The following is a 21399-nucleotide window of genomic DNA, read 5'->3' as shown; positions in this document are numbered from 1 at the left end:
CGGGAACGGGTGCACGATGACGTCGCGTAGACAGCTTGTCAGCAAGAGCTACCGACGGGTAGCCCCGGTGTCGGGTCCGAGCGATTCCGTCTGGACACCACCGGACGCGTCCGCTGGGATGGAGGGGTGACCACCGACACCGCGACCGACGTCTTCGAAGAACACCGGCCCGTCCTCCTGGGCGTCGCCTACCGCATGCTGGGCCGCCTGGCCGACGCGGAGGACGTGGTCCAGGAGGCATGGCTGCGCTGGTCCGGCGCCGACCGCTCCGCCGTGCGCGAGCCGAGGGGGTACCTGGTGCGCGTCACCACCCGCCTCGCCATCGACCGGCTGCGCCAGGTCAAGTCGCGCGGCGAGACCTACGTCGGCCCGTGGCTGCCCGAGCCCTGCGTCACCGACTTCGGGGATGTCGTGCCGGACGCCGCGGAGCGGGCCGTCCTCGCCGACTCGGTCTCCCTCGCGGTGCTCGTCGTCCTGGAGTCGCTGTCGCCGCTGGAGCGGGCGGTGTTCGTCCTCAGGGAGGCGTTCGGCTACCCGTACGCGGAGATCGCCGCCATGCTGGAGCGCGGCGAGGCCGCGGTGCGCCAGCTCGCCGGACGCGCCCGCAAGCACGTCGACGAGCGGCGCCCCCGTTACGACGTCGACCCGGCGCAGCGCCGCGACCTCACCGAGCGCTTCCTCGCCGCAGCGGCCGACGGCGACCTGGCCGGTCTGCTGGCGACCCTCGCGCCGGACGTCCGGCTGGTGGGCGACAGCGGCGGCAGGTCCAGGGCCCCTCTGCGCGTGCTGGAGAGCTCCGACAAGGTGGGCCGCTTCCTGCTCGCCGTCGCGCAGCAGGGCATCCCCGACGCCACCTTCCACTTCCTGGAACTCAACGGTGGCCCCGCCCTGCTGGTCCGCTCCGGCGGGAAGCCCGACTCCGTCGTCCAGGTGGACGTCGCGGAAGGCCGCATCCAGACCGTGTACGTCATTCGAAACCCGGACAAACTGGGCTCTCTGGTCGACGTCCCCTAGCCCGCCCCCGAGGCGGCCCACGGCCCCGGCACCCGTCCCGTAACGGGTGCCGGGGCCGTTCCGTCCGCCGGATTGGTCTTGACCAAGGGGGTGGGGCGTTTTATGGTCGCAGAGAACTGCAACAACCTTTAATAAACAAGGGCGTCAAAACGCCGCCGGACCACGGCGATTGCGGAGGACAGGGTGGGGACCACGCAGTTGGAACCGGTGCCGGAGCCGAAGTACTGGCACCTCAGGACCGTGCTCAGCGAGGCCCTGGACTCGGAGTTCGAGGTGGGCGAGGTCCTGCCCAACGAGCGGGACCTGGCCGCCCGCTTCGGCGTCGCCCGCGCGACCCTCCGCCAGGCCCTGGAGCAGCTCGAACTGGAGGGCAGGCTCCAGCGCCGCCGCGGCGTCGGTACGACCGTGGCCCCGCCACGCGTCGGTGTGGCCGTCGGCACCCGGGAGCACACCTGGCCAGGGTCGGCCGACGACGCCTGGCAACCGGCCGACTGCCACCTCGCGGCGCCTCCCGCCGCCGTCGCCGACGCGCTGGAGACGGACCGCGACGAACCCGTCCACACCGTCCGCCGCTCCCGCGTGAGCCACGGGCAGCCCGTCGCCGCGGAACTGCTGTACATCCCGTCGTCCGCGGTGCCCGACCTCACCGCCATCGACGCGCCCTCCGGCCCCGCCCGCGCGCGTGCCGTGCTGCGCGAACTGCAGCGCGGGGAGCTGGAGCGGCAGGAGAGCGCCGTCGAGCTGGGCTCGGCCGGCGCGGACGACGCGAAGGAGCTGGACCGCCTTCCGGGCGCGCCCGTCCTCGTGGTCACCACCCGCTACCTCGCCGAGGGCCGCACCGCCGCCCTCTCCGTCGCCACCTACCGCGCCGACACCTGCCGGCTGACGTTCGGCGACTTCGGCGGCGTCGAGATCCACCACGGCCCCCAGACCCGGGCGTCCTGACCCAGGCCCCCTGACCGCCCCCGGTCAGCGGCGGGCCGTCGCGCCCTCGACCGCGAACAACTGCTCCTCCACGTGGTCGAGGGCGAGCCGCAGCGCACCCGTCGCCACGGCGGCCTCGCCGAGCAGTGACAGGGCCACGCGCGGCGGACGCAGGCAGTAGCGGGCCAGCTCTCGCCGCAACGGTTCCAGTACGCCGTCGAGTCCGGCCGCCCAGCCGCCGATGACGACCATCTCGGGATCGAGCGCCAGCGCCAGCGCCGCCACGTCGTGCACCAGCCGCTGGATGAAGCGCTCGACGGCCGCGCGGGCCCGCTCGTCGCCGTCGCGGGCCTCGGCGAAGACCTTGGCCACCGCCTGCTCGTCCAGCGGGTGCAGCGGCTGGTCCGTGGTGGACAGCAGCGTCTCCGGCGTCACGTCCCGGCCCAGCAGATGCAGCGCGCCGATCTCCCCGGCCGCCCCGCCGTACCCCCGGTGCAGCCGGCCGCCGATCAGCGCCCCCGCCCCGGGACTGAGCCCGGCCAGCACGAACACGATGTCGTCGCACTCGGTGGCGGTCCCCTTCCAGTGCTCGGCCACCGCCGCCGCGTTCGCGTCGTTCTCCACCAGCACCGGGCACTTGAAGGAGCGGCTCAGCCGCTCGCCCAGGCCCAGACCCGTCCACCCGGGCAGCGCCGTGCCCAGGCGGACCGTGCCGTCCGCCTCGACGATGCCGGGCGTGGCCGCGCCGACCGCCCGCAGCGAGCCGCGCGCCACACCGGCCCGGCGCAGCAGTTCGGCGACGGCCGTGCGCAGCCGCTCCAGCCGCTCGTCGGCCGACGCGTTCTCGTCCACGTCCTTGGCCTGGGCACCGATCACCCGGCCGTCCAGACCGGACAGGAGCGCGGCGACGCGGTGCGGACCGATCTCCAGGCCCAGCAGGTGTCCCGCCTCCGCCCGGAACCGGAACCGCCGCGCGGGCCGCCCCTGCCGCCGGGCCGTCCCCTCGTCGGCGGCCGCCTCGACGACCAGACCGGCCTCGATCAGCCCCTCGACGACGCCCTCGACGGTCGGCCGGGACAGCCCCGTCACCCGGGTGATCTCGGTCAGCGTCGCGGAGTCCGTCGCACGCAACGCGTGCAGCACCACGGCGGAATTGATCCTCCGCAACAGCGACGGGTCCCCGCCGGTCAGGCCTGCCAAGGTCCGTCCTCCCAGCTCGTGCGCGTGTGGGCCGGATGGTACTCGGCCCGTCGGACCCCGGCGAGCGCCGGTCTCCGTTCCCGGCCCCCGAGGGGCGTCCTCACCCGGGTGCCACGAACCCCGACTCGTACGCCGTGATCACCGCCTGGGTGCGGTCCCGCGCCCCCAGCTTCGCCAGTACGGCGCTCACGTGCGACTTCACCGTCTCCGTGCCGACCACCAGCCGGGCGGCGATCTCCGCGTTCGACAAGCCCCGCGCCATCAGCCGCAGCACCTCCCCCTCCCGCTCGGTCAGCCGCGCGCGCTCCAACGCGGCGCGGGCCGCGCGGTTCCCGCCGCTGTCCCCGTACTCGGCGGCCAACTGCCGCACCGAAGCCGGGAACAGCAGCGACTCGCCCTCGGCGATCAGCCGCACCGCGTGCACGATCTCGGCCGGGCGGGCGCGCTTCAGCAGGAACCCGTCGGCGCCCGCGCGCAGCGCCTCGTACACGTACTCGTCGTTCTCGAAGGTCGTCACCACGAGGATCTTCGGCGGATCGGCCACCGTCCGCAGCAACGCGCGCGTGGCCTCGATGCCGTCCAGCAACGGCATCCGGACGTCCATCGCGACCACGTCCGGCCGCGTCTGCCGCACCAGCGGAATGACCGCGGCCCCGTCGGCCGCCTCACCGACCACCTCGATGTCCGGCTGCGCCTCCAGCACCGCCCGCAGACCGGCGCGCACCAGCGGTTCGTCGTCGACGAGGAGCACTCTGACCGGCATCCGCCCAGCGTAGATCAGCCCGGCGGCAGCTCGACCCGCACCTCCCAGTCACCGGCGCCGTCCGGGCCCGTGTGCGCCCGCCCGCCCAGCAGCGCGGCCCGCTCGCGTATCCCGCGCAGTCCGCTGCCGCGACCGGGCGCGGCCCGCCCGTCCGGCAACGGATTGCGCACCTCCAGAGTGAGCGCGCCGTCCGCGACCTCGACGCGCACCCGGGTCGGCACGGCGCCCGCGTGCCGCAGCACGTTGGTCAGCGCCTCCTGGAGGATGCGGTAGCCCTCGTGCGAGACCGGACCCGGCAGGGTCTCCAGCGGGCCGGCGACCTCGGCCTCGACCTTGGCGCCGGAGGCCCGGGCGGACTCCAGGAGGCGGTCGGCGTCCGCGAGCGTCGGCCGGGCGCCCACCGGCCGCTCCGCCTCCCGCAGGACGCCGAGGACCCGTTCCAGATCCTCCAGCGCGGCCCGGCCGGTCTCCTCGATCGCGGTCAGCGCGCGGTCGGTGAACTCGGGGCTGTTCGCCGCGCGGGCGGCCCCCGCCTGGACGACGGCGACGGTCAGCGCGTGGCCGATGGAGTCGTGCAGCTCGCGGGCGATGCGGTTGCGTTCCAGGAGCTGTTCGGTGCGCTCCTCCAGGGCGGTGAGCCGCTCGGCGGCGGAAGGACCGAGAAGGGCGCGGGCCCCCGCCGTCGCCAGGAGGCCGAGGCCGACCACGGCGCCGTACAGGGCGAGGAGCGGGAGCGGCGCGAGGAGCGCGTACGCCCAGTGCGGCGCGGTGTCCCGCAGCACCGGGATGTCGTCGACCCGGTGCCCCGCGGCGTGCCGGACCAGTTCGACGGCGAGGATCGGCAGCCAGACGCAGGCACCCGCGGTCAGCAGTCCCAGGACGAGCCGGCACTGCAGCCACACCACCGTGCGCAGCCGGTCCCGCCAGGTCGCCGACGGGGCCACCGAGAAGCCGCCGTCCCCCTGGCCCGGCGTGAGCAGCCACCGGGCCTGCACGCCCTCGCCGGTCCGCACCGCCGGAAGGAGACCGACCGGAAGCAACAGGGCCGCCGGCACCCACATGTTGGTGTCGTCGACGAGCACCCACACGCTCACGATCAGCATCGGCACCCACAGGTACACGAGCCGTGTGTAAGTGGCCCCACGGAACAGCGGGCGCAGGAAGCGGACCATTCGCCCATCGTGCCAGCGGCCACCGACACCCGGCTCCCCCGCACGGGGGAGGCGTTCTCCACCGGCGGGGGAGGCACCGCCCCCGCACCGACCGGCACGCTGCTGCCATGACCAGCATCGACGTCCAGAACCTCACCAAGGAGTACGGCACCCGACGAGCCGTCGACGACCTCACCTTCACCGTGCGCCCCGGCCGCGTCACCGGCTTCCTCGGCCCCAACGGCGCCGGCAAGTCCACCACCATGCGACTCGTCCTGGGTCTGGACCGGCCCACCTCCGGGACCGCGACCGTCGGCGGACGCGCCTACACCGCCCTGCACGAGCCGCTGCGGCACGTCGGCGCCCTGCTCGACGCGGACGCCGCGCACGGCTCGCGCACCGCCCGGAACCACCTGCGCGTCCTGGCGGCGAGCAACCGCGTCCCCGCGCGGCGGGTCGACGAGGTGCTGGAGGAGACGGGCATCGCCTCCGTGGCCCGCCGCCGGGTGAAGACGTTCTCCCTGGGCATGCGCCAGCGGCTGGGCATCGCCGCCGCGCTGCTGGGCGATCCCCAAGTGGTCATGCTGGACGAGCCGTCCAACGGGCTGGACCCCGAGGGCATCATCTGGATCCGCGAACTGCTGCGCCGGATGGCGGCCGAGGGACGCACGGTCCTGGTCTCCAGCCACCTCATGAACGAGACCGCGTCCTTCGCCGACCACCTGGTCGTCCTCGGCCGGGGCCGCCTGCTCGCCGACACGCCGATGCGGGACTTCATCGACGCGCGCGTGCGGCCACGGGTGCGGGTCCGGACGTCGGACGCGACCGCGCTGAAGGCCGCGCTCGCCCGGCACGGCCAGGACGCCGTGGAACACGACGACGGCCACTGGACCGTGCACGACGCGCGCGTGGAGGACATCGGCCGGATCATCTCCGGCACGGGCGTGCCCGTCCTCGAACTGGCCGCGGACGAAGGCACGCTGGAGCAGGCCTACCTCGACCTGACCGCCGCCGAGACCGAGTTCACCGCACAGCCCCAGGAGGCCTGACCATGAACCTCACGCCCGTCCTCCGCGCGGAGGCGCTCAAGGCGCTCACCCTGCGCTCGCTGTGCGGCACCCTGCTGGCACTGTTCGCCGCCACCACGGCGTTCTCCGCGCTGGCGGGGGTGTCCGACACCTCCGACCCGGACTTCGACCCGCTGTTCATGGCTCTGTCCGGAGTCATGCCCGGCCAGATCGCGGCCGTCGCCTTCGGAGCCGTCGTCGTCTCCAGCGAGTACCAGGGCAACGGGATCCGGCTCACCCTGGCCGCGGTTCCGCAGCGCGGGCGGTGGTTCGCGGCGAAGCTGGTGGTCGTCGCCGTACCGGTCCTCGGGGTGGGGCTGGTCACCGCACTCGCCGCGCTGCTCGCCGCGCGTGCGGGTCTCGGCACGGCGGCGGACGCCCTCACCGTCGGCGAGCAACTCCGGGGCGTCGTCGGCTGCGGGATCTACCTCATGCTCATGGCCCTGTTCGCGGCCGGACTCACCGCCCTGTTCCGCAGTGGCGTGGCCACCCTGTCCACCTTGATCCCGTTCATCCTGATCGTCTCCTTCGTGATCGGGGACGCGACGGGCACCGTCGCCGACTTCCTGCCGGACAAGGCCGGGCAGATCGCCCTGTACCAGACGCACGAGGGGGCCCTGGGGCCCTGGACGGGGCTCGCGGTGACCGCGCTGTGGGCGGCGGCGGCGCTGCTCGCCGGATTCTGGCGGCTGCGCCGCCGGGACGCCTGACACCGCGCGGGCGGGCGGAGGGCCGACTGACGCCCCGCCAATTGTCAGTGGCGGCGGGTTTACTGGACACATGAACATCGCGCGGCACCTCGCCCTCGTCGACGAGCTGTGCTTCCGGCCCTTCCCGGCGGAGCACGGCCCGTCGGACGAGGGCACCGCGGCGCCCGGGTACTTCACGGCGGTGCTGGAGAGCAGCCACGGCCTGGGCGGCCGGGACCCGGGGGAGCGGGCGGCGACGGTCGAGCAGTACGAGAAGGTCAGGGACGCTCTCTACGAACGACTCGCCCCGCGCTGGGGCGAGACGGACCCCTACAACCTGCACACGGTCCTGCTGCGGACCGAGCGGGAGGAGATACCCGAGCCGTGGGCCGGCCTGAGCGCCCGCGCGCGGGTGGCGTACCTCTGGGAGGCCGAGGGCACCGGCCGCTGGGTCGCGCTGGCCGTCGCCGACCGCGACGGGACGGACGAGGTGCGGCTGCTGGCGGTGGTCACGCAGGAGGCGCCACCGTGACCGTCACGCCCGCGCCTGCGACCCCATCTGTGCCGCGACCCGCAGCCGGGCGAACTCCTCCGCCATCGTCTGCGCCGTCCAGTGCGCGTTCAGCCCGCTCGGGTTCGGCAGCACCCACACCCGCGTGTCGCCGAACGTCCGCTCCTGCTGCCCCACTTGCGCGTGCCGCTCGTCGAACGCGGTCCGGTAGGCGGTGACGCCGACCACGGCCAGCCAGCGCGGACGCAGCCGGGCCACCTTGGCGGCCAGCAGCCGCCCGCCCTCCCGGTACTCCTCGGCGGTCAGCTCGTCCGCCCGCGCGCTGGCCCGCGCCACGACGTTCGTGATGCCGAGCCCGTACGAGGGCAACTCGTCCTGCTCCGACGGCTTCAGCAGCCGCGGTGTGAACCCGGACAGATGCAGGACGGGCCAGAAGCGGTTGCCGGGACGCGCGAAGTGGTGGCCCGTCGCCGCCGTCATCAGACCGGGGTTGATGCCGCAGAAGAGCACCCGCAGGCCGTCCGCGACGACGTCCGGCACGAGACGGTCGCGGGCGGCCTCCAGCTCGGCCCGGGTGAAGCGGGTCAGAGGATCGCCCCGGGGGTGTAACCCGCGGCCTCGGGGTGCCGCTTGACGATCTCCTCGATCCGGCCGACGACGACACCGACCTGGTCGGCCGCGGCGCCGGTGAAGGAGAGCTTGTCGGCCATCAGGGCGTCCAGAGCCGCCCGGTCCAGCGGGATGCGGTCGTCGGCGGCCAGCTTGTCCAGCAGCTCGTTGCGCTCGGCACCCTGCTCGCGCATGGCCAGCGCGGAGGCCACCGCGTTCTCCTTGATGGCCTCGTGCGCGACCTCGCGGCCGACCCCGGCCCGCACCGCGCCCATCAGCACCTTGGTGGTGGCCAGGAACGGCAGGTAGCGGTCCAGCTCCCGGGCCACGACGGCCGGGAAGGCACCGAACTCGTCGAGCACGGTCAGGAAGGTCTCCAGCAGCCCGTCGAGGGCGAAGAACGCGTCGGGGAGGGCCACGCGGCGCACCACCGAGCAGGACACGTCGCCCTCGTTCCACTGGTCGCCCGCCAGCTCACCGGTCATCGAGGCGTAGCCGCGCAGGATCACCATCAGGCCGTTGACGCGCTCGCAGGAGCGGGTGTTCATCTTGTGCGGCATCGCCGAGGAGCCGACCTGGCCGGGCTTGAAGCCCTCGGTGACCAGCTCGTGTCCGGCCATCAGCCGGATCGTCTTCGCCAGCGAGGACGGCGCCGCCGCCAGCTGCACCAGCGCGGTGACGACCTCGTAGTCCAGCGAGCGCGGGTAGACCTGGCCGACCGAGGTGAAGGCCTGCGAGAAGCCGAGGTGCCCGGCGATCCGCTGCTCCAGCTCGGCGAGCTTGCCCGCGTCGCCGCCGAGCAGGTCCAGCATGTCCTGGGCGGTGCCGACCGGGCCCTTGATGCCGCGCAGCGGGTAGCGGCCGAGCAGCTCCTCCACCCGGCCGTGGGCGACCAGCAGCTCGTCGGCGGCGGTGGCGAACCGCTTGCCCAGCGTGGTGGCCTGCGCGGCCACGTTGTGCGAGCGACCGGCCATGACCAGCTCGGCGTACTCGCCGGCCAGCTTGCCGAGGCGGGCTAGGACGGCCACCGAGCGGTCCCGGATCAGCTCCAGCGAGAGCCGGACCTGCAGCTGCTCGACGTTCTCCGTGAGGTCGCGGGAGGTCATGCCCTTGTGCACGTGCTCGTGCCCGGCGAGGTCGTTGAACTCCTCGATCCGTGCCTTCACGTCGTGCCGGGTGACCTTCTCGCGCTCGGCGATCGAGGCCAGGTCGACCTGGTCGAGGACGCGCTCGTAGTCGGCGATCGCGGCGTCGGGCACCTCGATGCCCAGGTCCTTCTGGGCGCGCAGCACGGCGAGCCAGAGCTGCCGCTCCAGCTTCACCTTCTGCTCGGGCGACCAGAGCGTGGCGAGCTCGGCGGAGGCGTAGCGTCCGGCGAGGACGTTCGGGATGCGGGGCTTGGCGGGAGCGGAAGTCACGTAGACGGATTCTACTGGCGATTCGTGCAGGTCGGCGCCGCGGGGCCGTTCGTCGGAAGCTACGAAGGGGCCGCGACGCCGGGGATCACCGCGCGGGATCCTCGTAGGGCAGCAGGTCCGGGCGCTTGGGCGGCAGGCCGTCGCCGGACGAGCGGCCGGTCAGCCTGCGGCCTATCCAGGGCAGCAGGTGCTGCCGGGCGAACCGGACGTCCGCGGTCCGGCGCGCCGTCCAGCCCGGCGGCGGCGTCGCCGGGATCGGCGCGTGCCACTCGGCGTCCTCGGGTTCGTGACCGAGCGACTGCCACACCGCCTCCGCGACCCGGCGGTGCCCTTCGGCGGTCAGGTGCAGCCGGTCCACGTCCCACATCCGGGGGTCGGCCAGGGACTGGGCGCCGTACAGGTCCACGACCACGGCGCCGTGCCGCTCGGACAGGTCGTCGATGATCGCGAACAGTGCCTCCATGCGCGGGCGGAACCGCTCCAGCACCGGGCCCTGGCGGCCGGGGCTGCGCATCAGCACCAGCTGCTTGCAGCTCGGGGCGAGCCGCTCCACGGCCTGCGTCAGCAGATCCCGCACCCGCGCCATGTCGCACTTGGGCCGCAGGGTGTCGTTGAGCCCGCCGACCAGCGTGATCACATCGGCTCCCATGGCCGCGGCCACATCGACCTGCTCGTCGACGATCTGCCCGATCAGCTTGCCGCGCACCGCGAGGTTGGCGTACCGGAAGCCGGGGGAGCGGGCCGCCATCCGCGCGGCGAGGAGGTCGGCCCAGCCCCGGTAGGAGCCGTCGGGCAGCAGGTCCGACATGCCTTCGGTGAAGGAGTCGCCGACGGCGACGAGACTGGTGTACATGGGGTTCGTCTGCATGGCGACGGAAATGGTATCCCCTGCACATACCCGCCGGTCGGTCGCCCTCCGCGGCCCTGGACCGCGCGCTCGCGGCGCGGCGGGCTCACGCCCGCTGCCCGAACAGCTCCCGCAGTACGTCTTCCATGGTCACCAGCCCCGCCAGCCGCCCGTCGGAGCCCAGGACCGCCGCCAGGTGCGTGCGGCTGCGCCGCATGGCGGTGAGTACGTCGTCCAGCGGGGTCCGTTCGCGCACCCGGGCGATGGGGCGCATGTCGCGCAGGCGGAACGGCAGGTCCCGCGGCGAGGCGTCCAGGGCGTCCTTCACGTGCAGGTACCCCACGATCCGCCGCCCGTCGTCCACCACGGGGAAGCGGGAGAACCCCGACTGCGCCGACAGCCGCTCCAACTGCTCCGGAGTGATGCCCACGCGCGCGTGGACGACGCGCTCCAGCGGCAGCACCACGTCCCGCACCGGCCGGCGGCCCAGCTCCAGGGCGTCGTACAGCCGCTCCCTGGCCCGGTCGTCGATCAGCCCGGCCTCACCGGCGTCCTTGACGATCTCCGCCAGCTCCGCGTCCGTGAACGTCGCCGCCACCTCGTTCCTGGCCTCGACCCTGAGCAGCTTGAGCAGCCCGTTGGCCAGGGAGTTGATCGTGAAGATCACCGGACGCAGGGCCCGGGACAGCGCCACCAGCGGCGGACCGAGGAGCAGCGCGCTGCGCACCGGCTCGGCCAGCGCGATGTTCTTCGGCACCATCTCGCCGAGCAGCATGTGCAGATACGTCGCCAGCGCCAGGGCGATCACGAAGGACACCGCGTGCCCGGCGCCCGACGGCACCCCCACCGCGTGGAACACCGGCTCCAGCAGATGGGCGATCGCCGGTTCCGCGACCACACCGAGGACCAGGGTGCACAGCGTGATGCCCAGCTGCGCCGCCGCCATCAGCGCCGACACGTGCTCGAGGCCCCACAGCACCCGCTTCGCCCGGGCGTCGCCCTCCTCGGCGTACGGCTCCACCTGGCTGCGGCGCACGGAGATCAGCGCGAACTCGGCGCCCACGAAGAACGCGTTGACGACCAGCGTCGCCAGACCGATCAGCAGCTGTACGGCGGTCACCGTCCGGCCTCCCCTTCGTCCTCGTCGGCGTCGGTGCCGGGCCCGTCGGCGGTGTCCGCGGCAGCGGCCGCGTCGTTCAGCGGAGCGTGCATCAGCACCCGGGCCGCCCGGCGCCCCGTGGCGTCCACGACGTCCAGCCGCCAGCCGGCCACATTGAGGCTGTCGCCGACGGCGGGGATGCGCCCGAGACCGGCCGCGACCAGCCCCGCGACCGTCTCGTACGGGCCCTCCGGCACCCGCAGCCCCAGCCGTTCGAGCCGGTCCACGCGTGCCGAACCGTCGGCCCAGTACAGCGCGTGCCCTGCCTCGTCCGTGCCGGCCGGGTCGAGGTCGGGGGTCTCGTGCGGATCGTGCTCGTCCCGTACCTGGCCGACCACCTCCTCGACGATGTCCTCCAGCGTGGCCACGCCCGCCGTACCCCCGTACTCGTCGATCACCACGGCCATCGTGCGCCGCCCGGAGAGCCGGTCGAGAAGCCGGTCCACGGTCAGTGACTCGGGGACGAGCAGCGGCTCGCGCATCAGGTCGGCGACCGGCATCCCGGGCCGCCGCTCGGCGGGCACCGCGAGGACGTCCTTGACGTGCGCCGTCCCGACCACGGCGTCGAGGCTGTCGCGGTAGACCGGGAACCGGGACAGCCCGGTCGCCCGCGTCGCGTTCGCCACGTCCTCGCACGTCGCCCGGGCGTCGAGGGCCACGACCTGGACACGCGGGGTCATCACCTGCTGCGCCGTCAGGTCGGCCAGGTTCAGGGTGCGCACGAACAGCTCGGCCGTGTCGGGCTCCAGCGCGCCCTCCTTGGCGGAGTGCCGGGCGAGCGCCGCCAGCTCCTGCGGCCCGCGCGCGGACGCCAGCTCCTCGGCGGGCTCCACACCGAAGCGGCGCACGACGCGGTTGGCGGTGTTGTTCAGGTGCGTGATGAAGGGCCGGAAGACGGCGCTGAACCAGCGCTGCGGGCCGCCCACCCGCTTGGCCACGGCCAGCGGCGAGGAGATCGCCCAGTTCTTCGGCACCAGCTCGCCGACGATCATCAGGAAGACCGTCGACAGGGCCGTGCCCAGCACCAGGGCCAGTGAGGACGCCGCCGAGCGCGACATCCCCAGGTCCGCCAGCGGCCCCGAGATCAGCGCGGCGACCGACGGCTCGGCGAGCATGCCGACCACCAGGTTGGTGACCGTGATGCCGAGCTGCGCGCCGGAGAGTTGGAAGGTCAGGTTCCGGACACCCTTGAGAGCGCTCGCCGCGCCCCGCTCGCCCCGCGCCGCGGCCCGCTCCAGTTCGCCCCGTTCGACGGTGGTCAGCGAGAACTCGGCCGCGACGAAGGCGCCGCACGCGAGCGAGAGCAAAATCGCCACCAGCAGCAGGAGCACTTCGGTCATCGGGTCACCTCGGATCCATGATCGACCAGGGTTCGGAGGTTCGCCCGATGTTCAAGCCTTCAACCTTTCGCTCCGCGGCCGCTCAGCCGGTGAGGTGCTTCACCCAGCGCCGCCACTGCTCCTGCGGCTCGTACCCGGCGGCCCGCCAGGCATGCTGGGCCCGCTCGTTGCGCACCAGCACCATCGCGTCCCCGCGGCGTCCGCCGAGCCGGACGAACCGCTCGTCGGCCGCGGTGAGCAGGGCCGAGCCGATGCCCCGGCGCCGGTGGTCCGGGTGCACCGCCAGCCGGTACAGATGGCAGCGCCAGCCGTCGAAGCCCGCGATCACCGTGCCCACCAGCTCCCCGTCGCGCTCGGCCAGGAGCAGCGCCCCCGGGTCGCGCGCCACCAGGCGCTCCACGCCCTCCCGGTCGTCGCTGATGCTCGTCCCCTCGGCGGCCGTCTTCCAGAAGGCCAGCACGGCGTCCAGGTCCTCGGGCCCGGCGGGCCGTATCCGCAGCTCAGTCATGCCGCGATCCCACCACGCGCGCCGCGCCCCCGTGCGGTGATTCCGGTATGCGGACGGTGGGGCGCGCGACGGTCAGTCCGCGCGCAGGGCCCGCAGCACCGGCGCGAAGGCCTCCATGAACGGCTCCAGCACCGTCAGGTAGGTGAAGCCGTACCGCTCGCGCTGTGCCCGCACCTGCGCGGTGATCTGCTCCAGGGTTCCGGCCAGGAGGATGGGCAGCTCCAGCACCTGCTCCGGGGTGAGGTGGGGGATGTGCTCCAGGTAGGGCCGGACGGTGGACTCGCGGTCCTCGGTGACGGCGACCATCTGGATGAGCAGGTTCAGCTCCGCCGGTTCCCCGCGCCCGGCGGCCAGCTCCCGGTACCGGGCGACGCGCTCGTCGAGTTCCCCGGCGGTGATCGGCGCCAGCTGTCCCGTGGTGGTTCCCCGCACGGTGCGTCCGCCGGTGAACGCGGCGATGTCGGCGTGCCGGGCGGTCAGCTCCAGCATCCGGTCGCCGTTCGCGCCGATCAGCAGCGGAACCCCGGGCCGCTGCGTGGGCCGGGGCAGGTACTCCTCGTCGCCCAGCAGCCGCTCCAGCTCCTCCACGGTGCGCCGCAGGTGGTCCACCCGCTCGCCCGGCGAGCCGAAGGCCAGCCCGGCGGTGTCGTGCTCCGCGCGCACGTAGCCGGTGCCGAGCCCGAGCTCCAGACGCCCGCCGGTCAGGGCGTCGGTGGTCGCCACCTCCCGGGCCAGCAGCGCGGGGTTCCAGAAGCCCGCGTTGAGCACGAACGTGCCCAGCCGGGGTCGTTCGGTGGCCCGGGCCGCGGCGACCAGGGCCGGGAACGGGGCCGGCATGCCGAGGTGGTCCGGCACCAGGATCACGTCGTAGCCGAGTTCCTCGGCCCGCCGGCACTTGGCGTCCCACTCGTCGGCGGGGGCGGCGCTCATCAGGTTGACGCCGAAGCGGAAGGGACGCGACATGAACTCTCCTCACACACGGGGGACTTCCGGTCACGGTGAGTCCATCACTCCCCGGCCCGCGGGAGGAAGACACCGTCCGGCCTTGCCGCTGCTAGCGTTCCGGCGCTAGCTTCGAGGGTATGGCGAAGACCCAGAAGGCCCAGCTGAACGTGCGGGTGGACGAGGGCACCGCCCGGGCGGCCCGGGAGAAGGCGCTGGCCCGGGGGATGAGCGTCAACCGCTACATCGAGGAGCTGGTCCGGCAGGACACCGGGGAGGCCGGCCGGACCTTCGTGGAGGCCGCCGCCGACTTCATGCGGCAGTACGAAAAGGTGTTCGACGAGGAGATCGGCGAGGGTCGTCGCTGAGCCGCCGCCGCGCACGTACCGGATGAACGACCTCACCATCGATCTCGCCTGGCTGCTGATGCTCGCCGAGCAGCGCACTCCCGGTGATCCGCAGGTCACCGACTGGGGAGCCCTCGTCGCCGCGGTCGCCCGCCACCGCGCCGAGATATTCGACACGCCCGTCTACGACACCCCGCACGCCCGTGCCGCGGCGCTGCTCCAACTGCTGATCCACGTCCCGGCGCTGGAGCGCTCCAACGCGCTGTTCGCCTCCGCGGTCGCCTACGCCTACCTGGTCGCCAGCGGGGTCGAGGTCGCGACCACGCCCGAGCGGGTGCGGGACCTCGCGCTGCTGGTGAAGAAGGGGGAGGCGTCGGTCGAGGAGATCGCCGGCGAACTGCGCGGCTGGAGCGGGTGACCGCGCACCGGCTCAGGACGGTCGCCAGGCCGTGCCCAGGGCGCAGTACGAAGTCGGCAGGGCCGGGCCGTTCTCCGGCATCATCACCCGCCGGTACGGCCCCAGCGTGAACCCCGCCTCCCGCAGCGCGGCCACCGGTTCGCGGGAGAGGTGGCAGCCGCCGGACAGGGGAGGCCACAGCGTCCGGTCCAGCGCGCGCTGGGTGAAGGTCATCACCCGCCCGCCGCCCCGGCCGTGCTCGAAGAACCGCACCTGGCCGCCCGGGCGCAGGACCCGCCGCAGCTCCGCGAGCGCCCGTGGCACGTCCCGGACGCTGCACAGCACCAGCGAGACCACGGCCGCGTCGAAGGCCTCGCTCTTGACCGGCAGGGCCTCCGCCGCGCCCGGCGCCACGTCCACCGGCACCTCGGCGCGCAGCGCCGCCTCCACCGCCAACTGCCGCAGCAGCCGCTCCGGTTCGATGGCGACGACCTCGGAGACGGTGCCCGGATAGTGCGAGAAGTTCAGCCCGTTGCCCGCGCCGACCTCGATCACCCGCCCGGACAGCCCGGCGAGCAGCCGTCGGCGTACGCGGGCCATGCCCATCCGGGTCTCGGCGCCCACACTGCACCGGGCGTAGTAGCGGGCGAACAGCGGATGGTGCACGGCGTCGCGCGGCGCGCGGGCACGGGCGGATCGCTGCGGCATGGGGACCTCCCTCACGAGGCGGCGCCTCACCGCGATTGTCCCCCGCGCGGCCGCCCCGCACCCACCTCACGGTCGAAACGCGACCCGGTCAGGGAGCCGCTCGGGCGCCGAACGCGGCAGCGTCCCAGGTGCCGTCCAGCACAGGCGCCAGCCACTGGGGCGCCGTCGAGCGGAAGGCTGCCGGGGCGAGGGCCCCCGCTCCGGCGGGCACGGCGCCGAGGAGCGGGGCGCCGGACACGTCCGGAAGGTCCGCGAGGTTGCAGCGGGCGGCGAGGTCCGGGTCCCGGGGCCAGCTGCCGATCACCAGCCCCGTCAGCTCCAGCCCCCGGGTACGCAGCTCGCGCGCCGTCAGCTCCGTGGTGTTCAGCGTGCCCAGCCCCGCCGACGTCACCACGAGCACCGGTGCGCCCAGCAGACCGGCGGCGTCCGCCAGCGTCCCGCCGGCCGCGTCGAAGCGTACGAGCAGCCCGCCCGCGCCCTCGACCAGCACCAGGTCGTGCTCCGTGGCCAGCTTGGCCGCCGCCTCGGCGACCTCCCCGGGACGCACCGGGGCCCGCCCGGCCCGGCGCGCGGCCGTACCCGGCGCCAACGGCTCGGGGAACCGCGCCACTTCGGCGACCGTCACCTCACCCGCGAGCCGCGCCACCTCCTCGGCGTCCCCGGCCTCGTCCGGCCGCACGCCCGTCTGCGCGGCCTTCAGCACGGCCACCGACCGGCCGCCCGCCAGGGCCGTCGCGGCGACGGCCGCGGTCACGACCGTCTTGCCGACCTCCGTGCCCGTGCCCGTGATCACCAGTACCGGCATGTCATCCCTCCTTCGCCGCCGCGCACACCGCGCGGGCGATGCGCGCCACGTCCGCGTCGCCCGTGACGTACGGCGGCATGGTGTAGACCAGGTCGCGGAACGGGCGCAGCCACACGCCCTCGCGCACCGCCGCCTCCGTCGCCGCCCTCATGTCCACCGCGTGGTCGAGCTGCACCACGCCGATCGCGCCGAGCACCCGCACGTCGCGCACGCCCGGCAGCCCGGCGGCGGGCGCGAGCCCCTCGCGCAGGCCCGACTCGATCCGCTTGACCTCCGCGAGCCAGTCCTGGCCGAGCAGCACTCCGATCGACGCGCAGGCCACGGCCGCCGCCAGCGGATTGCCCATGAACGTCGGTCCGTGGGCCAGCACCGGCACCTCGCCCCGCGAGATGCCGTCGGCCACCCGCGCGGTGCACAGCGTGGCCGCCATCGTCAGATAACCGCCGGTCAGCGCCTTGCCCACACACATCACGTCCGGCGTCACCGCCGCGTGCTCCGCCGCGAACAACGCCCCCGTGCGCCCGAACCCGGTGGCGATCTCGTCGAACACCAGCAGCACGCCGTGCGCGTCGCACGCCTCGCGCAGCACCCGCAGATACGCGGGGGAGTGGAAGCGCATCCCGCCCGCGCCCTGCACCACCGGCTCCACGATCACCGCGGCCAGTTCGTCGGCGTGCCGTTCGATCAGTGACCGCAGGTGGTCGGCGTACGTCTCGTCGTACTCCGACGGCGGCGCGTCCGCGAAGACCTGGCGCGGCAGGACGCCGGACCACAGCTCGTGCATCCCGCCCTCCGGGTCGCACACCGACATGGGCTGCCAGGTGTCGCCGTGGTAGCCGCCGCGCCAGGTGAGCAGGCGGCGCTTGCCGGGGCGGCCGAGGGAACGCCAGTACTGCAGGCACATCTTCACGGCGACCTCGACCGACACCGAGCCGGAGTCGGCGAGGAACACGTGCTCCAGGCCCTCGGGCGACATGTCGACAAGGAGCTTCGCCAGTCGCACGGCGGGCTCGTGGGTGAGCCCGCCGAACATCACGTGGCTCATCCGCTCCAACTGCTCGCGCGCGGCCTCGTTCAGCACCGGGTGGTTGTAGCCGTGGATCGCCGACCACCAGGACGACATCCCGTCGACCAGCTCCCCGGAGCCGTCGGCCGGCCGCAGCCGGACCCCGCTCGCCGACTCCACGACGAGCGGGTCCTGCCGGCCGGGCATGGGCCCGTACGGGTGCCAGACGTGGCGCCGGTCCAGCGCCAGCAGTTCGGCGACGTTCAACGCGGGCTCAGGCATTGGGCGCGAGGTCCGTCCCGGCGCCGCGACGGCGTACGGCCACGAGGTCGGTGCGGGGCTCCTCGGCGGGGCGCGGCGCCGCGGGCTCCTCGGCGGGCGCCGGGGCGCACACCCCGCCGCCCGCGTGCGAGCCGCACCCGCCACCGCCCTCGGGTGAGCCGCAGCCGCCGCCCCGGGCGGCCACGCGGTGCTCCGGCAGGGTGACCTCCCCGGCGCCCTCCACCTCGAAACCGGCGTCCGCGATCATCTCCAGGTCCGCGTGGCCCGCCTGTCCCTCGCTGGTGAGGTAGTCGCCGAGGAAGATCGAGTTGGCCAGGTGCAGCGCGAGCGGCTGCATGGTGCGCAGATGGACCTCGCGCCCCCCGGCGATGCGCACCTCGGCGTCCGGGCAGACGAACCGCGTCATCGCCAGGATGCGCAGGCACCGCTGCGGGGTCAGGTGCCACTCCTTGGCGAGCGGCGTGCCCTCCATCGGGATCAGGAAGTTGACCGGCACCGAGTCCGGGTCCAGCTCCCGCAGCGAGAAGACCACGTCGACCAGGTCCTCGTCGCTCTCGCCCATGCCCGCGATGAGACCCGAGCAGGCGGACAGCCCGGCCGCGTGCGCCTTGTTCACCGTGTCCACCCGGTCGGCGTACGTGTGCGTGGTCGTGATGTCGCCGTACGTCGACTCGGAGGTGTTGAGGTTGTGGTTGTAGGCGTCGGCACCGGCCTCCCGCAGCCGCTCCGCCTGGCCGTCGGAGAGCAGCCCCAGGCAGGCGCACACCTCGACCGACTCGTTCTGCTCCTTGATGGCCTTGATGGTGTCCGAGACCCGGTCCACGTCCCGGTCGGTCGGGCCGCGTCCGCTGGCCACCAGGCACACCCGCTTGGCGCCCCCGGACACCCCCGCCGCGGCGGCCGCGGAGGCCTGGTCGGGCTTGAGCCAGGTGTACTTGAGGATCTCCGCCTTGGAGCCCAGCCGCTGCGAGCAGTAGGAGCAGTCCTCGGGACACAGGCCCGACTTGAGGTTGACGAGATAGTTGAGTTTCACCCGTCGGCCGAACCAGTGGCGGCGCACCTTTCCGGCCGCGGCCACCACGTCGAGCACGTCGTCGTCGGAAGTGGCGAGGACGGCGAGCGCCTCCTCGCGGGTCGGCGACTCGCGCCGAAGCCCCTTGTCCACCAGCGTGTTCAGCAGGTCCATGAGAGCCGATCCTGTCCTAAGGGGCCGTCCGCGGCCAAGGAGACTTCGCACAACACTGACAGATCGACGTGTGGGTATTGCCACACCTCGCGGGGGTGGCCGGGCCGCTAATGTCTGTTCATTGCCTACAAAACACCGGAGGGCCACCCCATGGCGTTCGGCTGGATCGACGAGCAGGACCGGGCGCGCCGCGAGGCCGGACTCGTACGGGGGCTGCGCCCCCGCCCGGCGACGTCGGCGCTGCTGGACCTGGCGAGCAACGACTACCTGGGACTGGCCCGGCACCCGGAGGTCGTCGAGGGGGCGGCGGCGGCCGCGCGGACCTGGGGCGGCGGCGCGACCGGCTCGCGGCTCGTGACCGGCACGACCGAGCTGCACGCCGAACTCGAGCGCGAACTGGCCGAGTTCTGCGGTTTCGAGGCCGCGCTCGTCTTCTCCTCCGGCTACGCGGCCAACCTCGCCGCGGTCACCGCGCTGGCACCGCACGGCAGCCTCGTCGTCTCCGACGCGGGCAACCACGCCTCACTGATCGACGGGTGCCGGCTCGCCCGCGGCGCCACCCAGGTCGTGGGGCACGCCGACCCGGACGCCGTGCGCAAGGCACTGGCGACCCACGACGGACCCGCCGTGGCCGTCTCCGACACGGTCTTCTCGGTCGACGGCGACGCCGCGCCCCTGGCCGCACTCGCCGAGGTGTGCCGGGCGCACGGGGCCGGACTGGTCGTCGACGACGCACACGGCCTCGGCGTCCTCGGCGACGGCGGCCGGGGCGCCCCGCACGGCGCGGGTCTCGCGGGCCGCGACGACGTCGTGGTGACCGTGACGCTGTCCAAGTCGCTCGGCGCGCAGGGCGGCGCCGTGCTGGGCCCCGCCCGGGTGATCGGTCACCTGGTCAACGCGGCCCGTACGTTCATCTTCGACACCGGACTCGCCCCCGCCGCGGCAGGGGCGGCCCTGGCGGCGCTCAGGCTGCTCGGCCGCGAGCCGGAGCGGGCCGCGCGGGCCCGTTCCGTCGCCGCCGAGCTGCACGCGCGCCTGACCGCCGCGGGTCTGGACGCGGTACGTCCGGACGCCGCGGTCGTCTCGGTGCGCGCGCCCTCCCCGGAGGGGGCCGTGCGGTGGGCGGCCGACTGCCGGGCGGCCGGCCTGGCCGTGGGCTGCTTCCGCCCTCCTTCGGTGCCCGACGGCATCTCACGGCTCAGGCTGACCGCGCGTGGAAACCTCTCCGGGGAACAGATCGAGCGTGCCGTACGGGTGATCGGCGACACGCGGCCATGAGTCGGCGGGACACGGCCGTGCGCCGTCCGGAGCCCGTCGGGGTCAGTCCCGGTGGACGCGGGCGGTGAACGCCGTCCAGCTCCCGGGGGAGAAGAGCAGGGCGGGCCCGGCCGGGTTCTTGGAGTCGCGCACGGCGAGCAGTCCGGCCCAGCGGCCGGCCGACGGACGGGCCGTCTCCACACAGTTGTTCGCTCCGGTGCTGTAACTGCTGCGCAGCCACCGCACACCGGTCATGTCGGTGCTGACAGGGATGTTCCGGGGACGTTCGGACATGAAGCCTGACATGGTGCCTCCTTACGCGCCTGCCGCGGTGGCGGCGATGAAGTCCAACGAGTCCTCGGGCGAAAGGGCATGGATCAGAAGGGCGTTGAAGGCCTCGGTATAGGCCTCTAGGTCTTCTTTCCGTTCGAGGTGCAGGCTACTCGTCAAGTGGTCGAGAACAACCACATCCAGATCAGAAGTGCTCGAAAAAGAGAAGATTACGAAAGGGCCGGTGACACCGATGTGCGCCCCGGCGGCAAACGGCAGGACCTGGAGGCGGACATGGGGGAGCCGCGCGGCCTCGACCAGTCTGGCCAGTTGACGGGCCATCACCCCGGGCCCGCCCACCTCCCGGCGCAGCACCGCCTCGTCCAGGACCGCGCTCAGCTCCAGGGGCGGCTCGCCGCGCAGCACGTCCTGCCGGGCCAGCCGGACCTCCACCAGCGTCTCCAGCCGTTCCGCCGGCATGCCGTCCACCGCGGCCCGTGTCACCGCGCGGGCGTACTCCGGCGTCTGGAGCAGGCCGGGCACCACCGTGGTCTCCAGCGTGCGCATCGCGCTGGCCTGCGACTCCAGGCTGATGAAGTCGCGGTAGGTCGGTGGCAGCACCCCGCGGTACGCGTGCCACCAGTGGTTGCGTCCCCCCGCGTCCTCGGAGCGCGCCAGCATCTCCAGCAGCCCCCGCAGCTGCTCGTCGTCCACGCCGTAGACGTCGAGCAGTAACCGCACGTCGGCCGGTTTCACCCCGCTCGTCCCCGTCTCGATCCGGCTGACCTTCGACTGGTGCCAGCCCGCGAGCCGGGCCGCCTCGCCGCTGGTGATGCCCGCCGACATGCGCAGAGCGCGCAGTTCCGCGCCCAGCTTCCGGCGGCGCACCACGGGACCGTGCTGCATGGGACAAACTCCCTTACTCCTTATGAGCCGCCCAAATACGCTCTGCCGTCGCAGAGTTCACCGCTTCGAGCGACAGATATATGCATATCTTGG

General features: G+C 73.6%; 24 protein-coding genes. 8 read left to right on the top strand and 16 right to left on the bottom strand.

The features are described 5' to 3' along the window. Positions 1-126: 126 nt before the first annotated feature. Both ACGH52_RS06845 and ACGH52_RS06840 read left to right on the top strand, forming a co-directional pair. Positions 127-1014 carry an RNA polymerase sigma-70 factor gene (locus tag ACGH52_RS06845; protein WP_399938178.1) on the top strand — a complete coding sequence of 296 codons (888 nt, stop codon included), beginning with the start codon at positions 127-129 and terminating at the stop codon, positions 1012-1014. 183 nt (positions 1015-1197) lie between these two features. Further along, entirely contained in the window at positions 1198-1959 is a 762-nt protein-coding gene (locus tag ACGH52_RS06840; protein WP_399938176.1) for a GntR family transcriptional regulator, read from the top strand. A 24-nt stretch (positions 1960-1983) separates the two neighbouring features. Here the strand turns inward: ACGH52_RS06840 and ACGH52_RS06835 are convergent, their stop codons facing one another. The 3 genes from ACGH52_RS06835 to ACGH52_RS06825 all read right to left on the bottom strand — a co-directional run bounded on the left by ACGH52_RS06835 (position 1984) and on the right by ACGH52_RS06825 (position 5073). After that, positions 1984-3138 (bottom strand): ROK family transcriptional regulator, encoded by a 1155-nt coding sequence (locus tag ACGH52_RS06835; protein ID WP_399938174.1) that lies wholly within the window; start codon positions 3136-3138, stop codon positions 1984-1986. Positions 3139-3238: 100 nt separating this feature from the next. Further along, positions 3239-3901, bottom strand: coding sequence for a response regulator (locus ACGH52_RS06830; RefSeq protein ID WP_399938172.1), 663 nt, complete (start codon positions 3899-3901; stop codon positions 3239-3241). Between the two features lie 14 nt (positions 3902-3915). Beyond that, on the bottom strand, positions 3916-5073 hold the full coding sequence (locus ACGH52_RS06825; RefSeq protein WP_399938170.1) for a sensor histidine kinase: 1158 nt from the start codon (positions 5071-5073) through the stop codon (positions 3916-3918). A gap of 107 nt (positions 5074-5180) precedes the next feature. Between ACGH52_RS06825 and ACGH52_RS06820 the strand changes: the two genes are divergently transcribed. The 3 genes from ACGH52_RS06820 (at position 5181) to ACGH52_RS06810 (ending at position 7340) form a co-directional block, all read left to right on the top strand. Further along, a complete protein-coding gene (locus ACGH52_RS06820; RefSeq protein ID WP_399938168.1) occupies positions 5181-6101 on the top strand; it encodes an ABC transporter ATP-binding protein in 921 nt (306 codons plus the stop codon). A gap of 2 nt (positions 6102-6103) precedes the next feature. After that, on the top strand, positions 6104-6829 hold the full coding sequence (locus ACGH52_RS06815; protein WP_210977827.1) for an ABC transporter permease: 726 nt from the start codon (positions 6104-6106) through the stop codon (positions 6827-6829). Between the two features lie 70 nt (positions 6830-6899). Beyond that, positions 6900-7340, top strand: coding sequence for a hypothetical protein (locus ACGH52_RS06810; protein WP_059297626.1), 441 nt, complete (start codon positions 6900-6902; stop codon positions 7338-7340). A gap of 3 nt (positions 7341-7343) precedes the next feature. Here ACGH52_RS06810 and mug read toward each other — a convergent pair whose 3' ends face one another. The 7 genes from mug to ACGH52_RS06775 form a co-directional block, all read right to left on the bottom strand. Then, on the bottom strand, positions 7344-7859 hold the full coding sequence (gene mug / locus ACGH52_RS06805; protein ID WP_121704826.1) for a G/U mismatch-specific DNA glycosylase: 516 nt from the start codon (positions 7857-7859) through the stop codon (positions 7344-7346). 44 nt (positions 7860-7903) lie between these two features. Beyond that, the gene (purB, locus tag ACGH52_RS06800) at positions 7904-9346 is read right to left on the bottom strand and encodes an adenylosuccinate lyase (protein ID WP_076973286.1); all 1443 of its coding nucleotides are present in this window, start codon (positions 9344-9346) and stop codon (positions 7904-7906) included. A gap of 85 nt (positions 9347-9431) precedes the next feature. Beyond that, positions 9432-10214 carry an SGNH/GDSL hydrolase family protein gene (locus ACGH52_RS06795; RefSeq protein WP_059297623.1) on the bottom strand — a complete coding sequence of 261 codons (783 nt, stop codon included), beginning with the start codon at positions 10212-10214 and terminating at the stop codon, positions 9432-9434. A gap of 85 nt (positions 10215-10299) precedes the next feature. Continuing rightward, positions 10300-11313 carry a hemolysin family protein gene (locus ACGH52_RS06790; protein WP_076973285.1) on the bottom strand — a complete coding sequence of 338 codons (1014 nt, stop codon included), beginning with the start codon at positions 11311-11313 and terminating at the stop codon, positions 10300-10302. Beyond that, on the bottom strand, positions 11310-12692 hold the full coding sequence (locus ACGH52_RS06785) for a hemolysin family protein (RefSeq protein WP_210977828.1): 1383 nt from the start codon (positions 12690-12692) through the stop codon (positions 11310-11312). The genes ACGH52_RS06790 and ACGH52_RS06785 overlap by 4 nt, the downstream gene beginning before the upstream one ends. An 82-nt stretch (positions 12693-12774) precedes the next feature. Further along, entirely contained in the window at positions 12775-13200 is a 426-nt protein-coding gene (locus tag ACGH52_RS06780; protein ID WP_399938164.1) for a GNAT family N-acetyltransferase, read from the bottom strand. Positions 13201-13272: 72 nt separating this feature from the next. Continuing rightward, the gene (locus tag ACGH52_RS06775; RefSeq protein ID WP_121704828.1) at positions 13273-14163 is read right to left on the bottom strand and encodes an LLM class F420-dependent oxidoreductase; all 891 of its coding nucleotides are present in this window, start codon (positions 14161-14163) and stop codon (positions 13273-13275) included. A gap of 119 nt (positions 14164-14282) precedes the next feature. Here ACGH52_RS06775 and ACGH52_RS06770 point away from each other — a divergent pair, with 119 nt between their 5' ends. Both ACGH52_RS06770 and ACGH52_RS06765 read left to right on the top strand, forming a co-directional pair. Then, on the top strand, positions 14283-14510 hold the full coding sequence (locus ACGH52_RS06770) for a toxin-antitoxin system, antitoxin component (RefSeq protein WP_076973281.1): 228 nt from the start codon (positions 14283-14285) through the stop codon (positions 14508-14510). 22 nt (positions 14511-14532) lie between these two features. Further along, on the top strand, positions 14533-14907 hold the full coding sequence (locus ACGH52_RS06765; RefSeq protein ID WP_059297618.1) for a hypothetical protein: 375 nt from the start codon (positions 14533-14535) through the stop codon (positions 14905-14907). Positions 14908-14919: 12 nt separating this feature from the next. On the opposite strand, the gene ACGH52_RS06760 is transcribed toward ACGH52_RS06765, so the two are convergent. From ACGH52_RS06760 to bioB, 4 genes are all read right to left on the bottom strand, one after another. Then, positions 14920-15594, bottom strand: a complete 675-nt coding sequence (locus ACGH52_RS06760) for a class I SAM-dependent methyltransferase (RefSeq protein ID WP_059297617.1) — start codon at positions 15592-15594, stop codon at positions 14920-14922. Positions 15595-15682: 88 nt separating this feature from the next. After that, positions 15683-16399, bottom strand: a complete 717-nt coding sequence (bioD, locus tag ACGH52_RS06755; protein ID WP_399938161.1) for a dethiobiotin synthase — start codon at positions 16397-16399, stop codon at positions 15683-15685. 1 nt (position 16400) lies between these two features. Next, positions 16401-17687, bottom strand: a complete 1287-nt coding sequence (locus ACGH52_RS06750) for an adenosylmethionine--8-amino-7-oxononanoate transaminase (protein ID WP_399938159.1) — start codon at positions 17685-17687, stop codon at positions 16401-16403. Further along, on the bottom strand, positions 17680-18873 hold the full coding sequence (bioB, locus tag ACGH52_RS06745; RefSeq protein WP_121704830.1) for a biotin synthase BioB: 1194 nt from the start codon (positions 18871-18873) through the stop codon (positions 17680-17682). Before bioB ends, ACGH52_RS06750 begins: the two co-directional genes overlap by 8 nt. 150 nt (positions 18874-19023) lie before the next feature. Here bioB and ACGH52_RS06740 point away from each other — a divergent pair, with 150 nt between their 5' ends. Then, on the top strand, positions 19024-20151 hold the full coding sequence (locus tag ACGH52_RS06740) for an 8-amino-7-oxononanoate synthase (RefSeq protein WP_399938157.1): 1128 nt from the start codon (positions 19024-19026) through the stop codon (positions 20149-20151). A gap of 42 nt (positions 20152-20193) precedes the next feature. On the opposite strand, the gene ACGH52_RS06735 is transcribed toward ACGH52_RS06740, so the two are convergent. Both ACGH52_RS06735 and ACGH52_RS06730 read right to left on the bottom strand, forming a co-directional pair. Beyond that, entirely contained in the window at positions 20194-20424 is a 231-nt protein-coding gene (locus ACGH52_RS06735; protein ID WP_076973414.1) for a DUF397 domain-containing protein, read from the bottom strand. Positions 20425-20445: 21 nt separating this feature from the next. Further along, positions 20446-21306 carry a helix-turn-helix transcriptional regulator gene (locus ACGH52_RS06730; RefSeq protein ID WP_076973276.1) on the bottom strand — a complete coding sequence of 287 codons (861 nt, stop codon included), beginning with the start codon at positions 21304-21306 and terminating at the stop codon, positions 20446-20448. Positions 21307-21399: the final 93 nt, after the last annotated feature.

This window comes from Streptomyces sp. BBFR25 (assembly GCF_044590125.1).
GTDB lineage: Bacteria > Actinomycetota > Actinomycetes > Streptomycetales > Streptomycetaceae > Streptomyces > Streptomyces canus_D.
The sequence above is the reverse complement of the archived record's forward strand: the minus strand, read 5'-3'. Positions and strand labels throughout refer to the sequence as shown.

What these genes read in the sequence shown, in the direction of transcription:
- ACGH52_RS06830 (WP_399938172.1), bottom strand. Translation starts at nt 3,901, where the DNA reads ATGCCGGTCAGAGTGCTCCTCGTCGACGACGAACCGCTGGTGCGCGCC.
- ACGH52_RS06825 (WP_399938170.1), bottom strand. Translation starts at nt 5,073, where the DNA reads ATGGTCCGCTTCCTGCGCCCGCTGTTCCGTGGGGCCACTTACACACGG.
- ACGH52_RS06820 (WP_399938168.1), top strand. Translation starts at nt 5,181, where the DNA reads ATGACCAGCATCGACGTCCAGAACCTCACCAAGGAGTACGGCACCCGA.
- ACGH52_RS06815 (WP_210977827.1), top strand. Translation starts at nt 6,104, where the DNA reads ATGAACCTCACGCCCGTCCTCCGCGCGGAGGCGCTCAAGGCGCTCACC.
- ACGH52_RS06810 (WP_059297626.1), top strand. Translation starts at nt 6,900, where the DNA reads ATGAACATCGCGCGGCACCTCGCCCTCGTCGACGAGCTGTGCTTCCGG.
- ACGH52_RS06795 (WP_059297623.1), bottom strand. Translation starts at nt 10,214, where the DNA reads ATGCAGACGAACCCCATGTACACCAGTCTCGTCGCCGTCGGCGACTCC.
- ACGH52_RS06785 (WP_210977828.1), bottom strand. Translation starts at nt 12,692, where the DNA reads ATGACCGAAGTGCTCCTGCTGCTGGTGGCGATTTTGCTCTCGCTCGCG.
- ACGH52_RS06780 (WP_399938164.1), bottom strand. Translation starts at nt 13,200, where the DNA reads ATGACTGAGCTGCGGATACGGCCCGCCGGGCCCGAGGACCTGGACGCC.
- ACGH52_RS06775 (WP_121704828.1), bottom strand. Translation starts at nt 14,163, where the DNA reads ATGTCGCGTCCCTTCCGCTTCGGCGTCAACCTGATGAGCGCCGCCCCC.
- ACGH52_RS06770 (WP_076973281.1), top strand. Translation starts at nt 14,283, where the DNA reads ATGGCGAAGACCCAGAAGGCCCAGCTGAACGTGCGGGTGGACGAGGGC.
- ACGH52_RS06765 (WP_059297618.1), top strand. Translation starts at nt 14,533, where the DNA reads ATGAACGACCTCACCATCGATCTCGCCTGGCTGCTGATGCTCGCCGAG.
- ACGH52_RS06760 (WP_059297617.1), bottom strand. Translation starts at nt 15,594, where the DNA reads ATGCCGCAGCGATCCGCCCGTGCCCGCGCGCCGCGCGACGCCGTGCAC.
- bioD (WP_399938161.1), bottom strand. Translation starts at nt 16,399, where the DNA reads ATGCCGGTACTGGTGATCACGGGCACGGGCACGGAGGTCGGCAAGACG.
- ACGH52_RS06750 (WP_399938159.1), bottom strand. Translation starts at nt 17,687, where the DNA reads ATGCCTGAGCCCGCGTTGAACGTCGCCGAACTGCTGGCGCTGGACCGG.
- bioB (WP_121704830.1), bottom strand. Translation starts at nt 18,873, where the DNA reads ATGGACCTGCTGAACACGCTGGTGGACAAGGGGCTTCGGCGCGAGTCG.
- ACGH52_RS06740 (WP_399938157.1), top strand. Translation starts at nt 19,024, where the DNA reads ATGGCGTTCGGCTGGATCGACGAGCAGGACCGGGCGCGCCGCGAGGCC.
- ACGH52_RS06735 (WP_076973414.1), bottom strand. Translation starts at nt 20,424, where the DNA reads ATGTCCGAACGTCCCCGGAACATCCCTGTCAGCACCGACATGACCGGT.
- ACGH52_RS06730 (WP_076973276.1), bottom strand. Translation starts at nt 21,306, where the DNA reads ATGCAGCACGGTCCCGTGGTGCGCCGCCGGAAGCTGGGCGCGGAACTG.